A 15,881-nucleotide genomic window follows, 5' to 3' on the forward strand; every position below is an offset into this window, starting at 1 on the left:
ATTACTTATAACTTCATAAGGTAATGTTATGAAGCTGGAATGGCTAAAAGTACTTGATGTGTTATCTCAGTGTCGCTCGCTCAGTGAGGCAGCAAAGCGTTTACATAAAACTCAGCCGGCGCTGACGATGATGGTCAAGAAAATAGAGCAGAGCGTCGGTTTTGCTGTGGTCAATCGCGAAGGTTATCGGTTTTCACTCACTGAACAAGGCCAGGCGTTTTGTCGGCGTGCTCAATATGTGCTGCGCGATATGGACGAATTGAGTGAGTTCTCCAGCGAGCTCGCCAACGGTAATGAGCCAAAGTTTCGCATCAGCTACGAGCAAGTGTGTGTTGGCGAAGAGCTCAGTATTTTGCTGCGCGATTGCTATCATGCCTTTGCTCACACCGAGTTTGAGATTGACAGTGGTCGGCGATTCACCGCGCTAGAGCAAGTTAATAGCGGTAAAAGTGATTTAGGGATTGGCCCCTGGTTTGATATTTTTCACGCTACCGGCGACTTAGAAAGTTTGCCGCTTGGAGACATTGAAGTGGGTGTTGTGGCTTCACCGGAGCTTATTCAACAAACTCAGATAAGTTACAGAGAGCTTCAAAGTTACCCCTGTGTGGCGATGTTTGAAAGTGATCTGCATTTCGAAAGTGGGCGGATGCCGTTTTTAAATCAAGCGGCGATGATGAAACTCGACGATATATTCGCGCTGCGCTCCATGTTGCTTGCGGGGGCGGGCTGGGCCTTAATGTGTCTCGATTTGTGTCAACAAGAAATAGCGACCGGGCAACTGCAAGTGATTCACCTTAGCGATAGAGAGCACGCGTTTCGCGCGCAGATTCGTGCGTTTCGCCGACATTCCCGTCATCACGGTCCGGTAGCTCGACATGTGTGGACAAAATTGCAGGAAATAGCCCATGGATAAAGCCGCGATGATTTATCAAGTGGTCGCTGCCATTCCTAAAGGCAAGGTATGCAGTTATGGCGAAGTAGCCAAACGAGCTGGCCTACCTGGCTATGCCCGTTATGTGGGCTATACCCTGAAAAACTTACCCTCTGACTCTCGCTTGCCTTGGCATCGGGTGGTAAACAGCCAAGGCAAAATATCGTTTGCGCAAGGCAGTGATGGGTTCACACGACAACAACAAGCACTGCTTGGCGAAGGCGTGCTTGTAATCGACGGGAAGGTCAATATGCGCCGTTTCGCTTGGCATATCTAACAACGAGAGTGTGTTATTGGCAACTAAATAATGTATAGGTAAATGGCCAAAAAGTGGCAGGTACAGGCAATCAGCACGAATAAATGCCAGATGGCATGGCTGAGGTGGCGATGTTTGGCGCTGTAAAATAAGGTACCCACACTGAATAATACCCCACCCAATACCAACAACCACATCGCGCCACCGGGCAGTGCAAGATAAAGTGGATAGATAAACGCAAGTGCTATCCACCCCATCACCAAGTAGGTGGCCAAAGAAATTCTCGGTCGCGGGATTTTTGCGGTTAATTTGAATATCACGCCAAATAAAGCCAACCCCCAAATAGCAAACATGCCTATCCAGGCCCAGTATCCGCCTAGCGCAAGTAATAAAAAGGGCGTGTACGTACCTGCAATTAATAGGTAGATGGCACTGTGGTCAAGCTTTTTCAGGACGCGTTTGGCCTTGTCACTTACACTGGCGTGGTAAAGAGTTGAACTGACGAACATTAAAATGAGGCTGGCACCGTATACGCTGGTCGCTACCACAGCAGTTATGGATTCGCTGACGAGCACCATAGCAACCAAGGCCACAATAGCGAGTAAGGCACCAAGACCATGGCTTAACCAGTTTAACTTTTCTTCAAACGGGGAATAACCACTCACTTGCATCTGTTTTAACTCATTATTACTTGCTTCGACGAACCAACTATAACTGTTCAGCGTACACATGTACACCCAAATAAAAGTGTTAATTCTGAACAAAACTCGGTTGGTTTAAATCGCTAATTGCAGTGTGAAAAAAGCTAAGAAATAGTTTTTATTTTATATGGCTAATTTAGTACTTCGCCTGCTGTAAAATAAAAGTCCAGTTATTACAAGGGGTTAAAAAATTTGTTGGTTCTGGCACAACCTTTGTAATAGATGATGCGACTAATTAAACAATACCTTAACAACAGGAACATCATCATGAAAACGTTAACCAAGGCAACAATTCTGACTTCCGCTTTATTTGTAAGTTCAATGGCAAATGCGAACTCTCTCACTCAAGAAATTGAACAGGCTGTTCGCTCTGCTGCAAACGAAGCGTATTCATCGCTCATCCAGTCACAGAAACAGGCACTACGTGATGCAACTCACACGTTATTTTCCGAGCAGCGCCAGGCATCAGATAAAGCGTCTGATAAAACGAATGCGAAGGAGCAGGGTGATGACGCTTAATTTTGCCTTACTGGGGCTTATGCTGCTACCCGTAGCAAGTTTGTTTGGTACCTACCTAGGCATTAGTGTCTGCCGTAATTTCGGTCGGTGGGGAGAGTAGTTGTCCTCACCCTAACTATTTCACTGGCTATCTGATCGGCATTAACAGACATGACGTAGTATACGCACTACCCACCGTCCTAGGATTATTATGAAGTATGCCGTGTTCCCTCTGCCGCTGGTGTTGTTGCCGCAGGGCGTGACCAAGCTCAAAATTTTCGAGCAGCGATACATTCACATGGTAAAAGAGTGTCTGCGCGAACAACGCGGCTTTGTTATCACCCCATTAGCCAAGGAAAATGACGACCAGACAAGCGAATTTGGTTGCCTAGTTAAAATTATCGATTTTGACCAAGACCCGACAGGCCAGTTGTTGATCACTGTGCAAGGTGAAAGCCTGATGCGCATAGACAACATAACCTACCTCGATAACGGCTTACGCTATTGTACCCACCCCACTGAAATAGAGACTGCGACCGTGCCTGAGGTTGAACATACCGATTTGGCGCAGGCGTTAAAATGGGTGTTAGACAATAATCCAGAGCTCAAATGCCTATATGATTGCCCTAACTACGACGATGCCAAGTGGGTTGCTTATCGCTGGTTAGAGATATTACCTGTTGATTATAATCAAAAAAAGTTAATAATCTGTGATCACGACTTTGAACAACTGCTCGACTTCCTCCATACTGTAATTAATTTCAACGAGCGATGATCTATCGCGCCACTCCTTGCGTAAATCTCACAAATAAAAGCATTACTGAGGCAGCCAATGGGATTGCAAAGCGTGTTAGACAAGCCGTGTAACAAGTCTCCGCAGCAAAGTATTGCACCAAGCGGTGGCAATCAAAGCAAAGGAAGAAACATGGGCAGTGAAACTGAGCATTTGTCAGATGCGTTAGTGCGCGTCGCAGAGCATCGGGACAGAAGCGCATTCGCAACGCTGTTTTCTTATTTCGCACCAAAGATAAAACGCTTTGGCATTAAGCAATACAACAACGAAGCGTCGGCGATGGAGCTGGTGCAAGACACCATGACTTCAGTTTGGCGTAAAGCTCACCTTTACCATCCGAGTAAAGGTGCAGCGACGACTTGGGTTTATACCGTAATGCGTAATGCATCTTTCGATGCGCTGCGCAAAATGCGCAGCAATAAAGAAGATACCTTAAGCGAAGATATCTGGCCGTTGGTGCAGCATCATGAAGAAGAGCAAGAAGTGTTTGGCGATCATTTACAGAGTCAACTCTTGCAGCAGCATATAGACAAGCTTCCCATCGCCCAGCAGGAGGTGGTTAAGGGAGTGTACTTTCAAGAAATGTCGCAAGAGCAACTTGCGAAGCAGTTAGGCGTACCAGTTGGAACCGTAAAGTCGCGGTTAAGATTGGCGCTCTCAAAGCTAAGAAATCATCTGGGAGCAGAGCATGATTAAATTTCACCCGAACACACAGTTGTTAGAACAACATGTGCTTGGCGCATTGCCAGCTTCGCTGAGCGTGGCAATTTCAGCTCACCTTGAGCTTTGCGATGACTGTTGCGACACCGTCGCAGCATTAGAGCAGCGCATTGGTGAACAAACGTTTACAGATGACGCCGGTGAGGAGCTCACTGGGTCACAAGAGCTGCTTGATGCGCAGATGAGCGCCATGCTCAGTGATATTACTGCAGATACAGACGTCGATGATTTTGCCATTCAAAGTGCAAAGCAAATATCCGTTGGTGATAGAAACATCACGTTACCACGTGCATTGAGTCATGTGGGCATGTCGAGATTTGTTCAGGCCGGCAAGCTCGCGCGTTCGCGCCTGGAGCTTGATGAGGGCAGTATCCGCACTAGCCTATTGTACATTGCTCCAGGGGGGACTATTCCCGAGCATACGCACACAGGTTTTGAGTTGACGCTATTGCTTGATGGCACCTTTACCGACGAAGAAGGAGAGTATCAACCAGGCGATTTTATATGGCTTGATCATAAGCACGACCATACTCCTTACACCGAACAGGGGTGTTTGTGCTTGGCAGTAGTCAATAGTGCACTACACTTCAATAAAGGCTTAAGTAAATTGCTGAACCCCATTGGCGAGCTTATATATTAATGGATAAATCGTTGAAAATAGGTATTAGCGCGTGTCTTACCGGCGAAAAAGTTCGCTTTGACTCTGGGCACAAGCGCTCTAACTTTTGCATGGATGAGCTGGCAAAGCACGTGCAGTATGTGCCTTTTTGTCCAGAAGTGGCAATTGGTTTACCCATTCCTAGGCCGACCATTCGCCAAGTGCGTAAAGACGACGTGATAACTGTGTGTCGCCCTGATGGCAGTGGCGAAGTTGGCAACGACCTTAAAAACTACGGGCAGCAGGTGGCACAGAATCAGGGCCAACACCTCGATGGGTTTATATTCTGTGCCAAAAGTCCTAGCTGTGGCATGGAACGAGTCAAAGTCTTTAATGAAGCTGGGACGGGCAATACATCAGAGGGTGTAGGCTTTTTCAGCGCCGAAATAATGAAGGCTAATCCGCTACTCCCTTGTGAGGAAAATGGCCGACTTAATGACATGCACCTGCGCGAAAACTTTGTTATGCGTGTTTATGTTTATCATAGCTGGCGCAAGCTGCGTGAGTCAGGATTAAGCGCTCATCGGCTGACTACTTTTCACTCTTTGCATAAATACCTATTGATGAGTCACAACTATCAAGCGTACCGTGATTTAGGCCGGTTGCTCGGCAGTATCGAAGGGGATGACATCGAAGCTATTGCCGATGAGTATATCCTTGGCTTAATGAATGCGTTGAAAAAGCCTGCGTCGCGCAAAGCACATACTAATACCTTGATGCACTTGCAGGGGTATTTCAAACAGCACCTCGGTAAAGAGGAAAAGCAAGAATTACGTGCGGCAATCGAAGACTACCGCCAGGGGCTTGTGCCTTTATATGTGCCGCTGACATTATTGCGTCACCACCTTACGGTGCACCCAAATCCCTATTTAGCGCAACAAGTCTACTTTAATCCCCACCCAAACGATTTAAAGCTGAGGTATGGTATTTAAATGAGTTCATTGTTCTGGTTTCGGCGCGACTTGCGCCTTTATGCAAACGAAGCTTTAATTGAAGCATTAAACAACGGCGCAAAAGACGCCGTTTTCTTTGTCTGCGAGAAACAGTGGCAACGGCACGACATGGCGCCCATTCAACGGGATCTCATGCTGCGACGTGTCGATTATTTGGGTCAGCGCCTGAGTGAGCACGGTATTCGCTTGCACGTATTGGATGTTGATGAATTTAGTGACATACCCGCATCGTTACAAGGGTTATGTAACAGCTTGAGCGTCAAGCATGTTTATGCCAACCGCGAATATGAAGTGAATGAACGCCAGCGTGACAGCCAATGTGCGCAATTAGCTCTTGAGTTTCATTGGTTTGATGGCGATGTAATTGCCCCGCCAGGCTCGGTGTGTACAAAAAGCGGTGACATGTTTCGCGTGTTTACCCCATTTAAGCGTCAATGGCTAAAGCAGTATGAGCAAAGCCACTTTTCATTGCCGTCATGGCCGTCGTTACATAACGCGATAAAGTGGCAGACGCCTCGTTGTTTGCAAAGTGACGGTGAATCGCAAAAATGGCCGGTTGATGATGATTCACTTAGCGCGATTGTTGAGCGCTTTATTGACGATAAGCTCACCACTTATGAACAGCAGCGAGACTTTCCAGCGATTAAAGGCACCTCCGGGTTGAGCCCATACTTGGCACTTGGAATAATCAGCGTTAAACAACTGCTCGTTAACGTACAGCAGCGCCACCCTGATATTTTGCAAAGCGCAAAAAGTAACCTCTTTAGTTGGGTCAACGAACTGATTTGGCGAGAATTTTATCGCCATCTTATTGTTGCTTATCCGCGTTTATGCAAACACGCTAACTTTAACGCCAAGTACGACGCCGTGAAATGGCGTGAAAGCGATAAAGATTTTAACGCTTGGTGCGAAGGAAGAACGGGTTACCCTCTGGTGGATGCAGCAATGCGACAATTAGTGCAAACAGGGTGGATGCACAATCGCCTACGTATGGTGGTGGCAAGCTTTCTGACCAAGCATTTACTCATCGATTGGCGCGCTGGTGAGCAGTTTTTTATGCGTCACCTGATTGATGGTGACTTGGCGTCAAACAATGGTGGATGGCAATGGGCGGCAAGCACCGGCTGTGACGCGCAGCCTTACTTTCGTATTTTTAACCCGATAACGCAAAGTGAACGTTTTGATCCAGATGGCGAATTCATCCGTAAGTACCTACCAGAGTTAGAAAAAGTGCCTGCTAAGCAGATCCACTTTCCGCACCAATATCTAGCAGCAACTCAAAGCAACAGGTATTGGCCAGCGATAGTTGATCATAAAGCGGCACGCGAACGTGCCTTAGCACGATTTAAGGTGGACGATGAATAACGCGCTTGAGCAATTTGTGTCAGTTTATCAGCGTTTGGATAAGCATAACCTAGACTTGCTGCATGAAGTTTATGGCGAAGCCATTCATTTCCAAGACCCCCTTCATGAAGTTAAAGGGTTGCAACAACTAAGGCGATATTTCGCCAACATGTATGCCAATGTTAATCACTGCACATTTGATATTAGCCAACAATTTGCTTTTGATAATCATGCATTCTTGTATTGGACCATGCGCTTTTCACACCCCAAGTTAAATGGTGGCAATGAGGTCTCGGTTGCAGGGCACAGCTTTTTGCAATTTGATCAAGGCAAAGTCATCCACCATCGCGATTACTTTGATGTAGGCGCTATGTTATACCGACATATCCCTTTGCTTGGCAAAGTAATCAAGCTCGTTGACAACAAAGCAGGGAGTTAGGCTATGAAAGTATTAATCACAGGGGCAACATCGGGTATCGGTGAAGCTCTGGCTAAGCGCTATGCGCAGCAACACGATGTTATAGCGTGTGGGCGAGACGAACAAAAGCTTAAAGAGTTAGAAGACAGCCAAGGCCAAGGGCATATAAAAGGGTTATCGTTTGATGTCACCGAATTAGAGGCTATAAAATCAGCCACCACCGACATAGACGAGCTTGACTTGGTGGTGCTCAACGCCGGTAACTGCGAATACGTTGATGATGCGCGTCATTTTGACAGTGCATTGTTCGAGCGCGTTATTACCATCAACCTTCTGAGCCTTGGTTATTGCCTTGAGGCGCTGTTGCCGAAACTTAAATCCGGTGCCCACCTCGCCATTGTCTCCTCCAGTGTCACATATTTACCACTGACGCGGAGCGAGGCATATGGCGCATCGAAATCAGGCGCGACTTATTTGGCAAAATCCCTGGCTGTGGATCTCAAAGACATTGACGTGAGCGTTATCCACCCAGGTTTTGTGAAAACGCCATTGACCGATAACAATGATTTCCCTATGCCCATGGCCGTCAGTGCAGAGCAAGCCGCTGAATACATGTATAAGGGGCTGCAAAAACGGCGCAAAGAGATTCATTTTCCAAAAAGATTCACATTTATTTTAAAACTGCTGCGCGTGCTACCTTGGCCGCTGTGGCGCAAAATTGCAAAAGGAATGGTGCGGTGAAGAAAATCGCAGTAATAGGTAGTGGTATCGCGGGCCTCAGTAGTGCCTATTTGTTGAGCAAAAAGTATCATGTTGATGTTTTCGAAAAGAACGATTACATCGGTGGGCACACCGCCACAGTGGATGTTGAGGTCGGCGGACAGCAACACAGCGTCGATACTGGTTTTATTGTTTTTAATGATCGCACCTACCCGCGTTTTGAAAAGTTGCTCGCTGAAATTGGCATAGGTCGCAAGCCTACACAAATGAGCTTTAGCGTGCACAACGTGGACACAGGCTTTGAATACAATGGCCATACATTGACCACTTTGTTTGCTCAGCGTCGCAATCTATTGCGACCGAAGTTTTGGCATTTGTTGTGGCAAATAGTCCGTTTCAACCGGTTGTGTAAGGACCTTTATCACAGCGGCGAATATGAACAAGGCGACACCTTAGGTCGCTTCCTTGATAGGCATGGGTTTAACGATTTCTTCTGCAATCATTATATTTTGCCTATGGGGGCGGCGATTTGGTCAACGTCGATCAAAAAGATGCAAGACTTTGGCATCGAGTTCTTCATCCGCTTCTTTTACAACCATGGCCTGTTAGATATTACTAATCGCCCGCAGTGGTATGTGATCCCAGGCGGTTCTCGTGAATACATCGGTCCGCTAACGAAACCCTTTAAAGACAATATCTATCTAAATGCGAACATAGAAAAGGTGTTTAGGCACCCAGATGGCGTGACGATTCATATGCAAGGCGGCGAGATTTACCATTATGACGCGGTGGTGTTTGCGTGCCACTCCGATCAGGCCCTTGCGTTGTTAGGCGATGCCACCGAAAGCGAGCAGCAAGTGCTGGGCGCGATGCCTTATACTGCCAACTCTGTTGTTCTACATACTGATACTAGCTTGTTACCTGAGCGTCGTGCAGCGTGGGCGAGCTGGAATTATCGCCTTGATAACAACACTGAGCAAGCCGCAGTTGTCACTTATCAAATGAATATCCTCCAAGGTTTGCACAGCAACCCACCGTTGTGTGTGACTCTTAATTGTGATGAGGCTATTGATGATAGTAAGGTGTTGCGCCGTTTCACGTATCATCACCCTGTATTCAATAGCGACAGCATCGCCGCGCAACAACGCCGAGATGAGGTTAATCTCGCAGCCACTTACTATTGCGGCGCATACTGGTACAACGGTTTTCACGAAGATGGCGTGCGCAGTGCTGTAGATGTAGCCAAAGCGCTAGGGGTCGACTTTGAGCACTGAAGCCGTGCAGGAACCGCTACTGACCCAAGGGTGCGCGATCATGCTTGGCGATGTGCGTCATCGGCGTTTTGAGCCCGTTTATCATGGTTTTAATTACCCACTGTATATGATGTGGGTTGATACTCAGCACCCAGAGCAGCTTGATGGCATACACCCTTTGGTTGGGACGCATGGCTGGAAGGTGCTGCGGTTTAACCAAGGCGATTACTTGCGTGATGAACACGGCTCGCTGTTTGAACGCGCTGTGCTTAAAGCACAGCAACTGGGCGTAGAGCAAGAGATAGCCCAAGTTTACATGTTGGTGCAGCTGCGCTGTTGCGGTATTTACTTTTCTCCGGCCAATTTTTACTTTTATCGTTATCGTGGTGACAGCGATTTCAGTGTCATGGTTGCCGAAGTGAGTAATACTCCTTGGAATGAGCGTCATTATTATTTAGTTGATTTACAAACTAAAGTGAACTTTAAAAAGCAGTTTCACGTATCGCCTTTTATGAATTTGGATATGCATTACCATTGGCGAGTGAAAGCCAAAAACCGGGCGATGCTTATCCATATTGAGAACAAACGCCAGCGGCAGAAATTATTTGATGCCACCATGCGATTGCAACATCAAGGGTTAGAGCGTCGTGCGTTCACTAAGGTGTTGCGGCGTTTTCCTATAATGACACTGAGTGTCATGCGCGGGATATACTGGCAAGCATTAAGGTTATTGTTAAAGCGTGTGCCGTTTTACGCTCACCCAGGAAAGAAAGATGGATAGAGTTACCCAAGTAGAAGCAAAAAAATCAATCAGTTGGAAGTCTCAGATCGCTAAACGCTTTGTCTTGGCAGCAATGAGAACCTTAGAACACGGCTATGTAGAAATGCATTTTCGTGATCAGAGCTATCAGTTTGGTAATAACACCTCTTCGCTTAGAGCTCGTGTGGATATAAGCGATGCGCGTATGTTCGATGCGTTTGCCTTTGGCGGCAGTATTGGTGCGGCGGAGTCCTTTATCGATGGCCATTGGCAATGCGATAACTTGACTGCCTTGGTGGAGATTTTTGTTCTCAATCAAGACCAGCTCGATGAATTTGAAGGCCGCTTCGCCTTTTTCAGCGCAATCGCATACCGACTCAAGCATTTGCGTAATCGTAACAGCACGCAAGGCTCCAAAAGAAACATTGTTGCTCATTATGACTTGGGCAATGAATTATACGAGTCGTTCTTAAGTGATGAAATGCTTTACTCCTGTGCCGTTTATCCTCAAGCAGATGCAACCCTTGAGCAAGCGCAGGCACATAAATTAAAACTGATATGCGAGCGTGTACAGTTGGCCGATGGCGACCAGGTTGTCGAGATTGGCACAGGGTGGGGCGCCTTTGCTATCTATGCCGCTACCCACTATGATGTCCATGTAACGACTACAACCATCTCAGATCAACAACATGCCTATGTGCAGCAAAAAATCGCGCAGCACGGCTTAGAAGATAAAATTACCCTATTAAAGAAAGACTACCGACTGCTTGAAGGACACTACGACAAGCTTGTCTCTATAGAAATGATTGAGGCGGTAGGTCATGAGTACCTCGGTGAGTTCTTCAGCAAATGCAACAGCCTTCTAAAGCCCAGTGGTGCCATGCTTATTCAGGCTATCACCATTAATGACCAGCGCTACAGTAAATACGTAAAAGAAACTGACTTTATTCAACAGTACATCTTCCCTGGCGGGTGTTTGGTGTGTGTTGATGAAATGAGTAAGCATTTGCGTAAAAACACAGACCTGGTCATGCATGAATTACATGATATTGGCCTTCATTATGCTCGGACGTTAGCTGATTGGCGCGCTCGCTTTGAAAAGGCGTGGCCGCAATTGCAAGGAGCTAAATTCAACAGCGCCTTCTATCGCCTTTGGTTGTATTATCTGGCTTATTGCGAAGGGGCATTTCGCCAGCGGGCAATTAGCACTGTGCATTTAAGTGCGCGTAAGCAAGGCTTCAACGGTGGTGATGATCATGTGGCGCTTAGCTACTAATTTTGTTTTGTTTCAAAGCTGCTGGTGGGCAGCTTTTTTTTGGCAAAACGATGCGTTGCCAATGATGGCGGCGCTGATTGTGATGATGCTTGCGCTCTCTGATAAGCGCAAGCAAGACATACTGTTACTTGCCAGTCTCCCCATTGCTTTATTACTCGAAACGAGTGCTGCGCAATTTGCACTACTGCAATTCGAAGGTGCTTGGATACCCTGGTGGCTCGTCTTATTATGGGTTTCCCTTCTGCTAACTATCAATCATTCATTGCGGTTCATTACGCGATTGCCGTTGTGGCAATGCTTTGTCTTGTGCTGGGTGTGTGCACCATTTAGCTACCTAGGTGCTGCTCGCTTTGACGTGCTGTCAACGCCCTTGCCTTGGTGGCAATTCTACCTTGTATATGGGCTGCTCTGGGCCAGTGCTTTTACCGTGATTATTGTGATCAATCGCCTTGCAGGGCGCGTAGAAGATAATACCTAGTTATTACGGATGATTTTTCATGAAATACCTTCCTATCATTATGGCATTGACCCTGGGTGGTATGGCGCCATCACCGGCGTGGTCACAGGTCTCCTTCAAGGCGGTTGGTGAAGGGGTTATGAGCTATATGTTCTGGGACCTATACCGCGCTAAGTTAGCAACGACCGATGGCGACTACCAAGCCGGAGAGCATCCAGTGCGCTTGACCCTCACTTATCTCAGAGATATAGAAGCTAGCGACATCGTCAAAGCTACATTTGACCAGTGGCGACACCTTGATAAGGCGCAGTACGTCAGTGAATATGGCGATACGTTACAAGGCTTATGGCCGGATATCACAGAAGGGGATTCATTGGCTTTTGAGACCAATGAGCAGGGCGTTGGTACTTTTTATTATAACGGTGAAAAGTTACAAACCATCGAGCAACAGGCTTTTAGCGAAGCGTTTTTGGCAATATGGTTGTCGCCGAACACCAGCGAGCCAAAACTACGTCAGAAGTTAATAGGAGCAAGTGAATGAAGTCATTACGCGTTTATTTAGGTGTGTTTGTATTGGCGATATTGACTGCCTGTTCGGCCTCCATCGAGGATTATGAAGGAACTGAACCAAAATTTGATTTTAAACAGTTTTTTTCCGGTGAGTTAGTTGCCTATGGCATAGTGCAAGATTACTCAGGCGAGGTCACACGGCGTTTTCGCGTTGATATGCAGGCCTCATGGCAGGGAAACAAGGGCGTTATTGATGAGCAGTTCTATTATCAAGACGGCGAGCAGGACACCCGTGTATGGCGCATAGAGCTGGGTGAAAATGGCACTCTTACTGGGACCGCCAATGATGTAGTTGGCACCGCGCAAGGGGTGACCAGAGGCAGTGCCTTCAACTGGAAGTACACCCTCGAAATTCCTTATGACGGCGATACCATGACGGTAGACCTAGACGATTGGATGTACCTTGTCACAGAATCTAGGTTGATCAACCGCACCGCAATTGATAAGTTGGGATTGGAGGTTGGCGAAATCACGCTGGTGATAGAAAAACGCTAAAACTCTGTGCCTAAGGGCTCTCCAGAGGAGAACTTTTTCAGAAAATGTGTGATTTGCGGTTGCCAAGTCAGTAAAAATGCATAATGATAGATTTGCTAAGGCAAAAAAATAACGAATAGGAATCAAACAATGAACAAAGCTCAATTAGTCGAAAAGATCGCCAATGATGCAGAAATTTCAAAAGCAGCGGCGAGCCGTGCACTGGACGCGTTCACAGGTGCGGTGACTAACTCTTTGAAAGATGGTAACTCTGTCGCGCTAGTAGGCTTCGGTACTTTCTCAGTTAAAGAGCGTGCAGCTCGTACCGGCCGCAACCCTCAAACAGGCGCAGAAATCCAAATCGCTGCTGCGAATATCCCAAGCTTCAAAGCGGGTAAAGGTCTGAAAGACTCAGTAAACTCATAATCAGTTTACTAACAATTGTGAAAAAAGGGCGGTTTCGCCCTTTTTTACGTTTAAAGCTCTGCAATTCATAATTAGTCAATGAGATGCTAGCCGTCTTGTTGCTACCCTTTCAAGGCTTTATCGCCACGTCCCAAACCGATAGCCCCCGAACGCACCATTTCTATGACCTCTGTTTCATGGCGCAAGGTATCCAAAAATGATTCTAGCTTCTCAGTACTTGCGGCGAGTTGTAATGAATAGCTGATCCGCCCCATATCCAAAATGGCGCCGCCAAATACATCAACAACTCGGGTTACTGCTGCGCGTGTGCTTTCATCTTGGGCTACAACCTTAACTAATAGCAATTCACGTTCAATATGACTTTGTTCGGTTAAATCAATGACCTTGAGCACACCCACTAATTTATTAACTTGTTTGAGGATTTGCTCAAGGATACGATCGCCGCCCTGCGTGGTAATAGTAATGCGCGATAACGATGCATCATCGGTGGTGCCTACCGCGAGACTATCGATGTTATAAGCTCGCTGGGAAAACAAGCCGACGATGCGCGAAAGTGAGCCAGGCTCGTTTTCTAATAAGATTGATAATATTCTACGCATTATGCTTTCACTCCTTTTTTCAGCCACATATCATCAATTGCGCCTAGTTTGATTTGCATCGGGTAAACATGCTCTAGCTCATCAACACGCACATCTAAAAAGACCAACCTATCGCTGATACTGAGCATCTCATCAATGGCGCCATCAAGCTCATTGGGATGATCAACGCGTATACCAACATGGCCATAGCTTTGCGCCAGTTTGACAAAATCAGGTAGGGACTCCATGTAAGACGACGAGTGACGACCGCTGTACATCATGTCTTGCCATTGACGCACCATGCCTAAGGAACGATTGTTCAGTGATACAACTTTGACCGCCAAGTTATACTGCAAACAAGTTGATAGCTCCTGTATGTTCATCTGAATGGAGCCGTCTCCAGTGATACATATTGACTCGCTATCACGATAAGCAAGCTTAACGCCCATCGCTGCAGGAAGACCAAATCCCATGGTTCCAAGGCCTCCGGAATTGATCCATTGGCGAGGCTTTTTAAAGGGGTAGTACTGGGCAGCAAACATTTGGTGCTGACCCACATCGGAACTGATGTAGGCATCGCCGTTAGTGGCTTGGTAAAGCTTTTGAATAACCGTTTGTGGCTTGATTTTGTCACTGCCTGCACTGAAGCTAAGGCATTTTTGTTCACGCCAACGATTGATTTGCTGCCACCAATCTTCTTGGGCGCTTCTATCAATGGCAATGTTCGATGTGTTGATAGCGGTTAATAATTGTGTCAGTACAGTGTCTAAGCAACCAACCACCGGAATATGCGCGCTGATAGTTTTAGAAATTGAAGTTGGGTCAACATCAACATGGACTATGGTTGCGTCTGGGCAGAACTTATTCACGTTATTGGTAACCCGATCATCAAATCGAGCACCTAGAGCTAAAATAACATCCGCATTGGCCATCGCTTTGTTTGCTTCTAAAGTGCCATGCATGCCTAACATACCGATAAAGTTTGGATGCTCACCGCTCAACCCACCGAGTCCCATTAACGTATTAGTACAAGGGGCGTTAAGCGTCTCTACCAGTTCGGTTAGCTTATCGCTGGTGTCGGAGAGAACGATACCGCCTCCTGAATAAATGACCAATTTTTTAGCGTTAAGAACCGCATTGACCGCTTTTTTAATTTGTTTTGGGTGGCCTTTCTTGTTGGGGTTATAGGTTCGGATCTGGATGTCACGTGGAAATTCAAATGGGAATTTCTGGGTTGGGTTAAGTACGTCCTTAGGGAGTTCAACAACAACCGGACCCGGGCGACCGCTACTGGCAATATAAAATGCTTTGGCAAGCATAGTGGGAATATCTTTTGCGCTGCGGCAGTTGAAACTGTGTTTAACGATAGGCCGTGAGCAACCGACAATATCCGTTTCTTGAAAGGCATCGTCACCGATAAGGTTGCTGGGTACTTGCCCGGAGATCACCACCATGGGGATAGAGTCCATGTAGGCAGTGGCAATACCGGTTACGCAATTAGTCGCTCCGGGACCGGAAGTGGCCAAGACCACACCCACTTTCCCAGTCGCACGGGCATACCCGTCGGCCATATGCGTAGCTGCCTGCTCGTGACGCACCAAAATATGCTCAAGGTCCTGCTGTTCAAATAGCGCATCGTATAAATCTAATACCGATCCCCCTGGATAGCCAAATATATACTGAACGCCTAGTTCTTTTAGCGCGGCGACGACTAACTCTCCACCGTTAAACTGTTGCTCATTCATCCTCATTCCTTAAAAAAAAACCCCCGCTTAAGGGCGGGGGTTTGTTAGCGTTATATGTTCGCTCACGTAGGCCCCGTAGTCTTGGTTAAGACCACCACGAGAATCACAACGAGAACGACGACATTAAACATGGGTAAACACTTTTATACTCAACAATGGCTTCTATTGTTAAGCTTTTGAAAGCATACTGTCAACCCCGAGCAAGATGAATTTTGAATAAAAAATACGTAATGAGAGTTTAAATTAACCTGCTTAGAATAAAGTTGCCCTAATGGTAAAGTTTTTAGCAAAAAAAAGACCGGTATCGAACCGGTCTTAGTCAGGTTATTCAATCATAATGACCACCTGTA

20 protein-coding genes are annotated in these 15,881 nt (G+C 46.7%); 17 read left to right on the plus strand and 3 right to left on the minus strand.

Annotation, left to right across the window (positions count from 1 at the left end; translation table 11 throughout):
• Positions 1–28 precede the first annotated feature (28 nt).
• Both PRUTH_RS18615 and PRUTH_RS18620 read left to right on the plus strand, forming a co-directional pair.
• Entirely contained in the window at positions 29–913 is an 885-nt protein-coding gene (locus PRUTH_RS18615; RefSeq protein WP_138587412.1) for a LysR family transcriptional regulator, read from the plus strand.
• Positions 906–1,208, plus strand: a complete 303-nt coding sequence (locus PRUTH_RS18620; RefSeq protein WP_151174182.1) for an MGMT family protein — start codon at positions 906–908, stop codon at positions 1,206–1,208. The genes PRUTH_RS18615 and PRUTH_RS18620 overlap by 8 nt, the downstream gene beginning before the upstream one ends.
• A 23-nt stretch (positions 1,209–1,231) precedes the next feature.
• On the opposite strand, the gene trhA is transcribed toward PRUTH_RS18620, so the two are convergent.
• Complete coding sequence (trhA, locus tag PRUTH_RS18625) at positions 1,232–1,858, minus strand: PAQR family membrane homeostasis protein TrhA (protein WP_151174297.1); 627 nt, start codon at positions 1,856–1,858, stop codon at positions 1,232–1,234.
• Between the two features lie 297 nt (positions 1,859–2,155).
• Here trhA and PRUTH_RS18630 point away from each other — a divergent pair, with 297 nt between their 5' ends.
• From PRUTH_RS18630 to PRUTH_RS18700, 15 genes are all read left to right on the plus strand, one after another.
• Positions 2,156–2,407 (plus strand): hypothetical protein, encoded by a 252-nt coding sequence (locus PRUTH_RS18630; protein ID WP_151174183.1) that lies wholly within the window; start codon positions 2,156–2,158, stop codon positions 2,405–2,407.
• 190 nt (positions 2,408–2,597) lie between these two features.
• A complete protein-coding gene (locus PRUTH_RS18635) occupies positions 2,598–3,161 on the plus strand; it encodes an LON peptidase substrate-binding domain-containing protein (RefSeq protein ID WP_151174184.1) in 564 nt (187 codons plus the stop codon).
• Between the two features lie 150 nt (positions 3,162–3,311).
• On the plus strand, positions 3,312–3,875 hold the full coding sequence (locus tag PRUTH_RS18640) for a sigma-70 family RNA polymerase sigma factor (protein ID WP_045980206.1): 564 nt from the start codon (positions 3,312–3,314) through the stop codon (positions 3,873–3,875).
• Entirely contained in the window at positions 3,868–4,539 is a 672-nt protein-coding gene (locus PRUTH_RS18645) for a ChrR family anti-sigma-E factor (RefSeq protein WP_022946806.1), read from the plus strand. Before PRUTH_RS18640 ends, PRUTH_RS18645 begins: the two co-directional genes overlap by 8 nt.
• On the plus strand, positions 4,539–5,489 hold the full coding sequence (locus tag PRUTH_RS18650; RefSeq protein ID WP_045979960.1) for a YbgA family protein: 951 nt from the start codon (positions 4,539–4,541) through the stop codon (positions 5,487–5,489). The genes PRUTH_RS18645 and PRUTH_RS18650 overlap by 1 nt, the downstream gene beginning before the upstream one ends.
• The gene (gene phrB, locus PRUTH_RS18655; protein WP_151174185.1) at positions 5,490–6,875 is read left to right on the plus strand and encodes a deoxyribodipyrimidine photo-lyase; all 1,386 of its coding nucleotides are present in this window, start codon (positions 5,490–5,492) and stop codon (positions 6,873–6,875) included.
• Complete coding sequence (locus PRUTH_RS18660) at positions 6,868–7,293, plus strand: nuclear transport factor 2 family protein (protein ID WP_053909393.1); 426 nt, start codon at positions 6,868–6,870, stop codon at positions 7,291–7,293. Before phrB ends, PRUTH_RS18660 begins: the two co-directional genes overlap by 8 nt.
• A gap of 3 nt (positions 7,294–7,296) precedes the next feature.
• Entirely contained in the window at positions 7,297–8,013 is a 717-nt protein-coding gene (locus PRUTH_RS18665) for an SDR family NAD(P)-dependent oxidoreductase (protein ID WP_138548263.1), read from the plus strand.
• Entirely contained in the window at positions 8,010–9,266 is a 1,257-nt protein-coding gene (locus tag PRUTH_RS18670) for an NAD(P)/FAD-dependent oxidoreductase (protein WP_151174186.1), read from the plus strand. The genes PRUTH_RS18665 and PRUTH_RS18670 overlap by 4 nt, the downstream gene beginning before the upstream one ends.
• A gap of 40 nt (positions 9,267–9,306) precedes the next feature.
• The gene (locus PRUTH_RS18675; RefSeq protein ID WP_151174299.1) at positions 9,307–10,026 is read left to right on the plus strand and encodes a DUF1365 domain-containing protein; all 720 of its coding nucleotides are present in this window, start codon (positions 9,307–9,309) and stop codon (positions 10,024–10,026) included.
• Positions 10,019–11,281, plus strand: a complete 1,263-nt coding sequence (locus PRUTH_RS18680; RefSeq protein ID WP_045979965.1) for an SAM-dependent methyltransferase — start codon at positions 10,019–10,021, stop codon at positions 11,279–11,281. Before PRUTH_RS18675 ends, PRUTH_RS18680 begins: the two co-directional genes overlap by 8 nt.
• Positions 11,262–11,759 (plus strand): DUF2878 domain-containing protein, encoded by a 498-nt coding sequence (locus PRUTH_RS18685; protein ID WP_151174187.1) that lies wholly within the window; start codon positions 11,262–11,264, stop codon positions 11,757–11,759. The genes PRUTH_RS18680 and PRUTH_RS18685 overlap by 20 nt, the downstream gene beginning before the upstream one ends.
• A 19-nt stretch (positions 11,760–11,778) precedes the next feature.
• Positions 11,779–12,279: a chalcone isomerase family protein gene (locus PRUTH_RS18690; protein WP_045979967.1), complete on the plus strand. Its 501-nt coding sequence runs from the start codon at positions 11,779–11,781 to the stop codon at positions 12,277–12,279.
• Positions 12,276–12,803: a DUF3833 domain-containing protein gene (locus PRUTH_RS18695; protein ID WP_045979968.1), complete on the plus strand. Its 528-nt coding sequence runs from the start codon at positions 12,276–12,278 to the stop codon at positions 12,801–12,803. The genes PRUTH_RS18690 and PRUTH_RS18695 overlap by 4 nt, the downstream gene beginning before the upstream one ends.
• 129 nt (positions 12,804–12,932) lie before the next feature.
• A complete protein-coding gene (locus PRUTH_RS18700; RefSeq protein ID WP_022946817.1) occupies positions 12,933–13,208 on the plus strand; it encodes an HU family DNA-binding protein in 276 nt (91 codons plus the stop codon).
• A 101-nt stretch (positions 13,209–13,309) separates the two neighbouring features.
• Here PRUTH_RS18700 and ilvN read toward each other — a convergent pair whose 3' ends face one another.
• Entirely contained in the window at positions 13,310–13,807 is a 498-nt protein-coding gene (ilvN, locus tag PRUTH_RS18705; RefSeq protein WP_151174188.1) for an acetolactate synthase small subunit, read from the minus strand.
• Positions 13,807–15,531 (minus strand): acetolactate synthase 3 large subunit, encoded by a 1,725-nt coding sequence (locus tag PRUTH_RS18710; RefSeq protein WP_151174189.1) that lies wholly within the window; start codon positions 15,529–15,531, stop codon positions 13,807–13,809. Before PRUTH_RS18710 ends, ilvN begins: the two co-directional genes overlap by 1 nt.
• Between the last annotated feature and the right edge of the window lie 350 nt (positions 15,532–15,881).

This window comes from Pseudoalteromonas ruthenica, assembly GCF_008808095.1.
Classification (GTDB): Bacteria; Pseudomonadota; Gammaproteobacteria; order Enterobacterales; family Alteromonadaceae; genus Pseudoalteromonas; species Pseudoalteromonas ruthenica.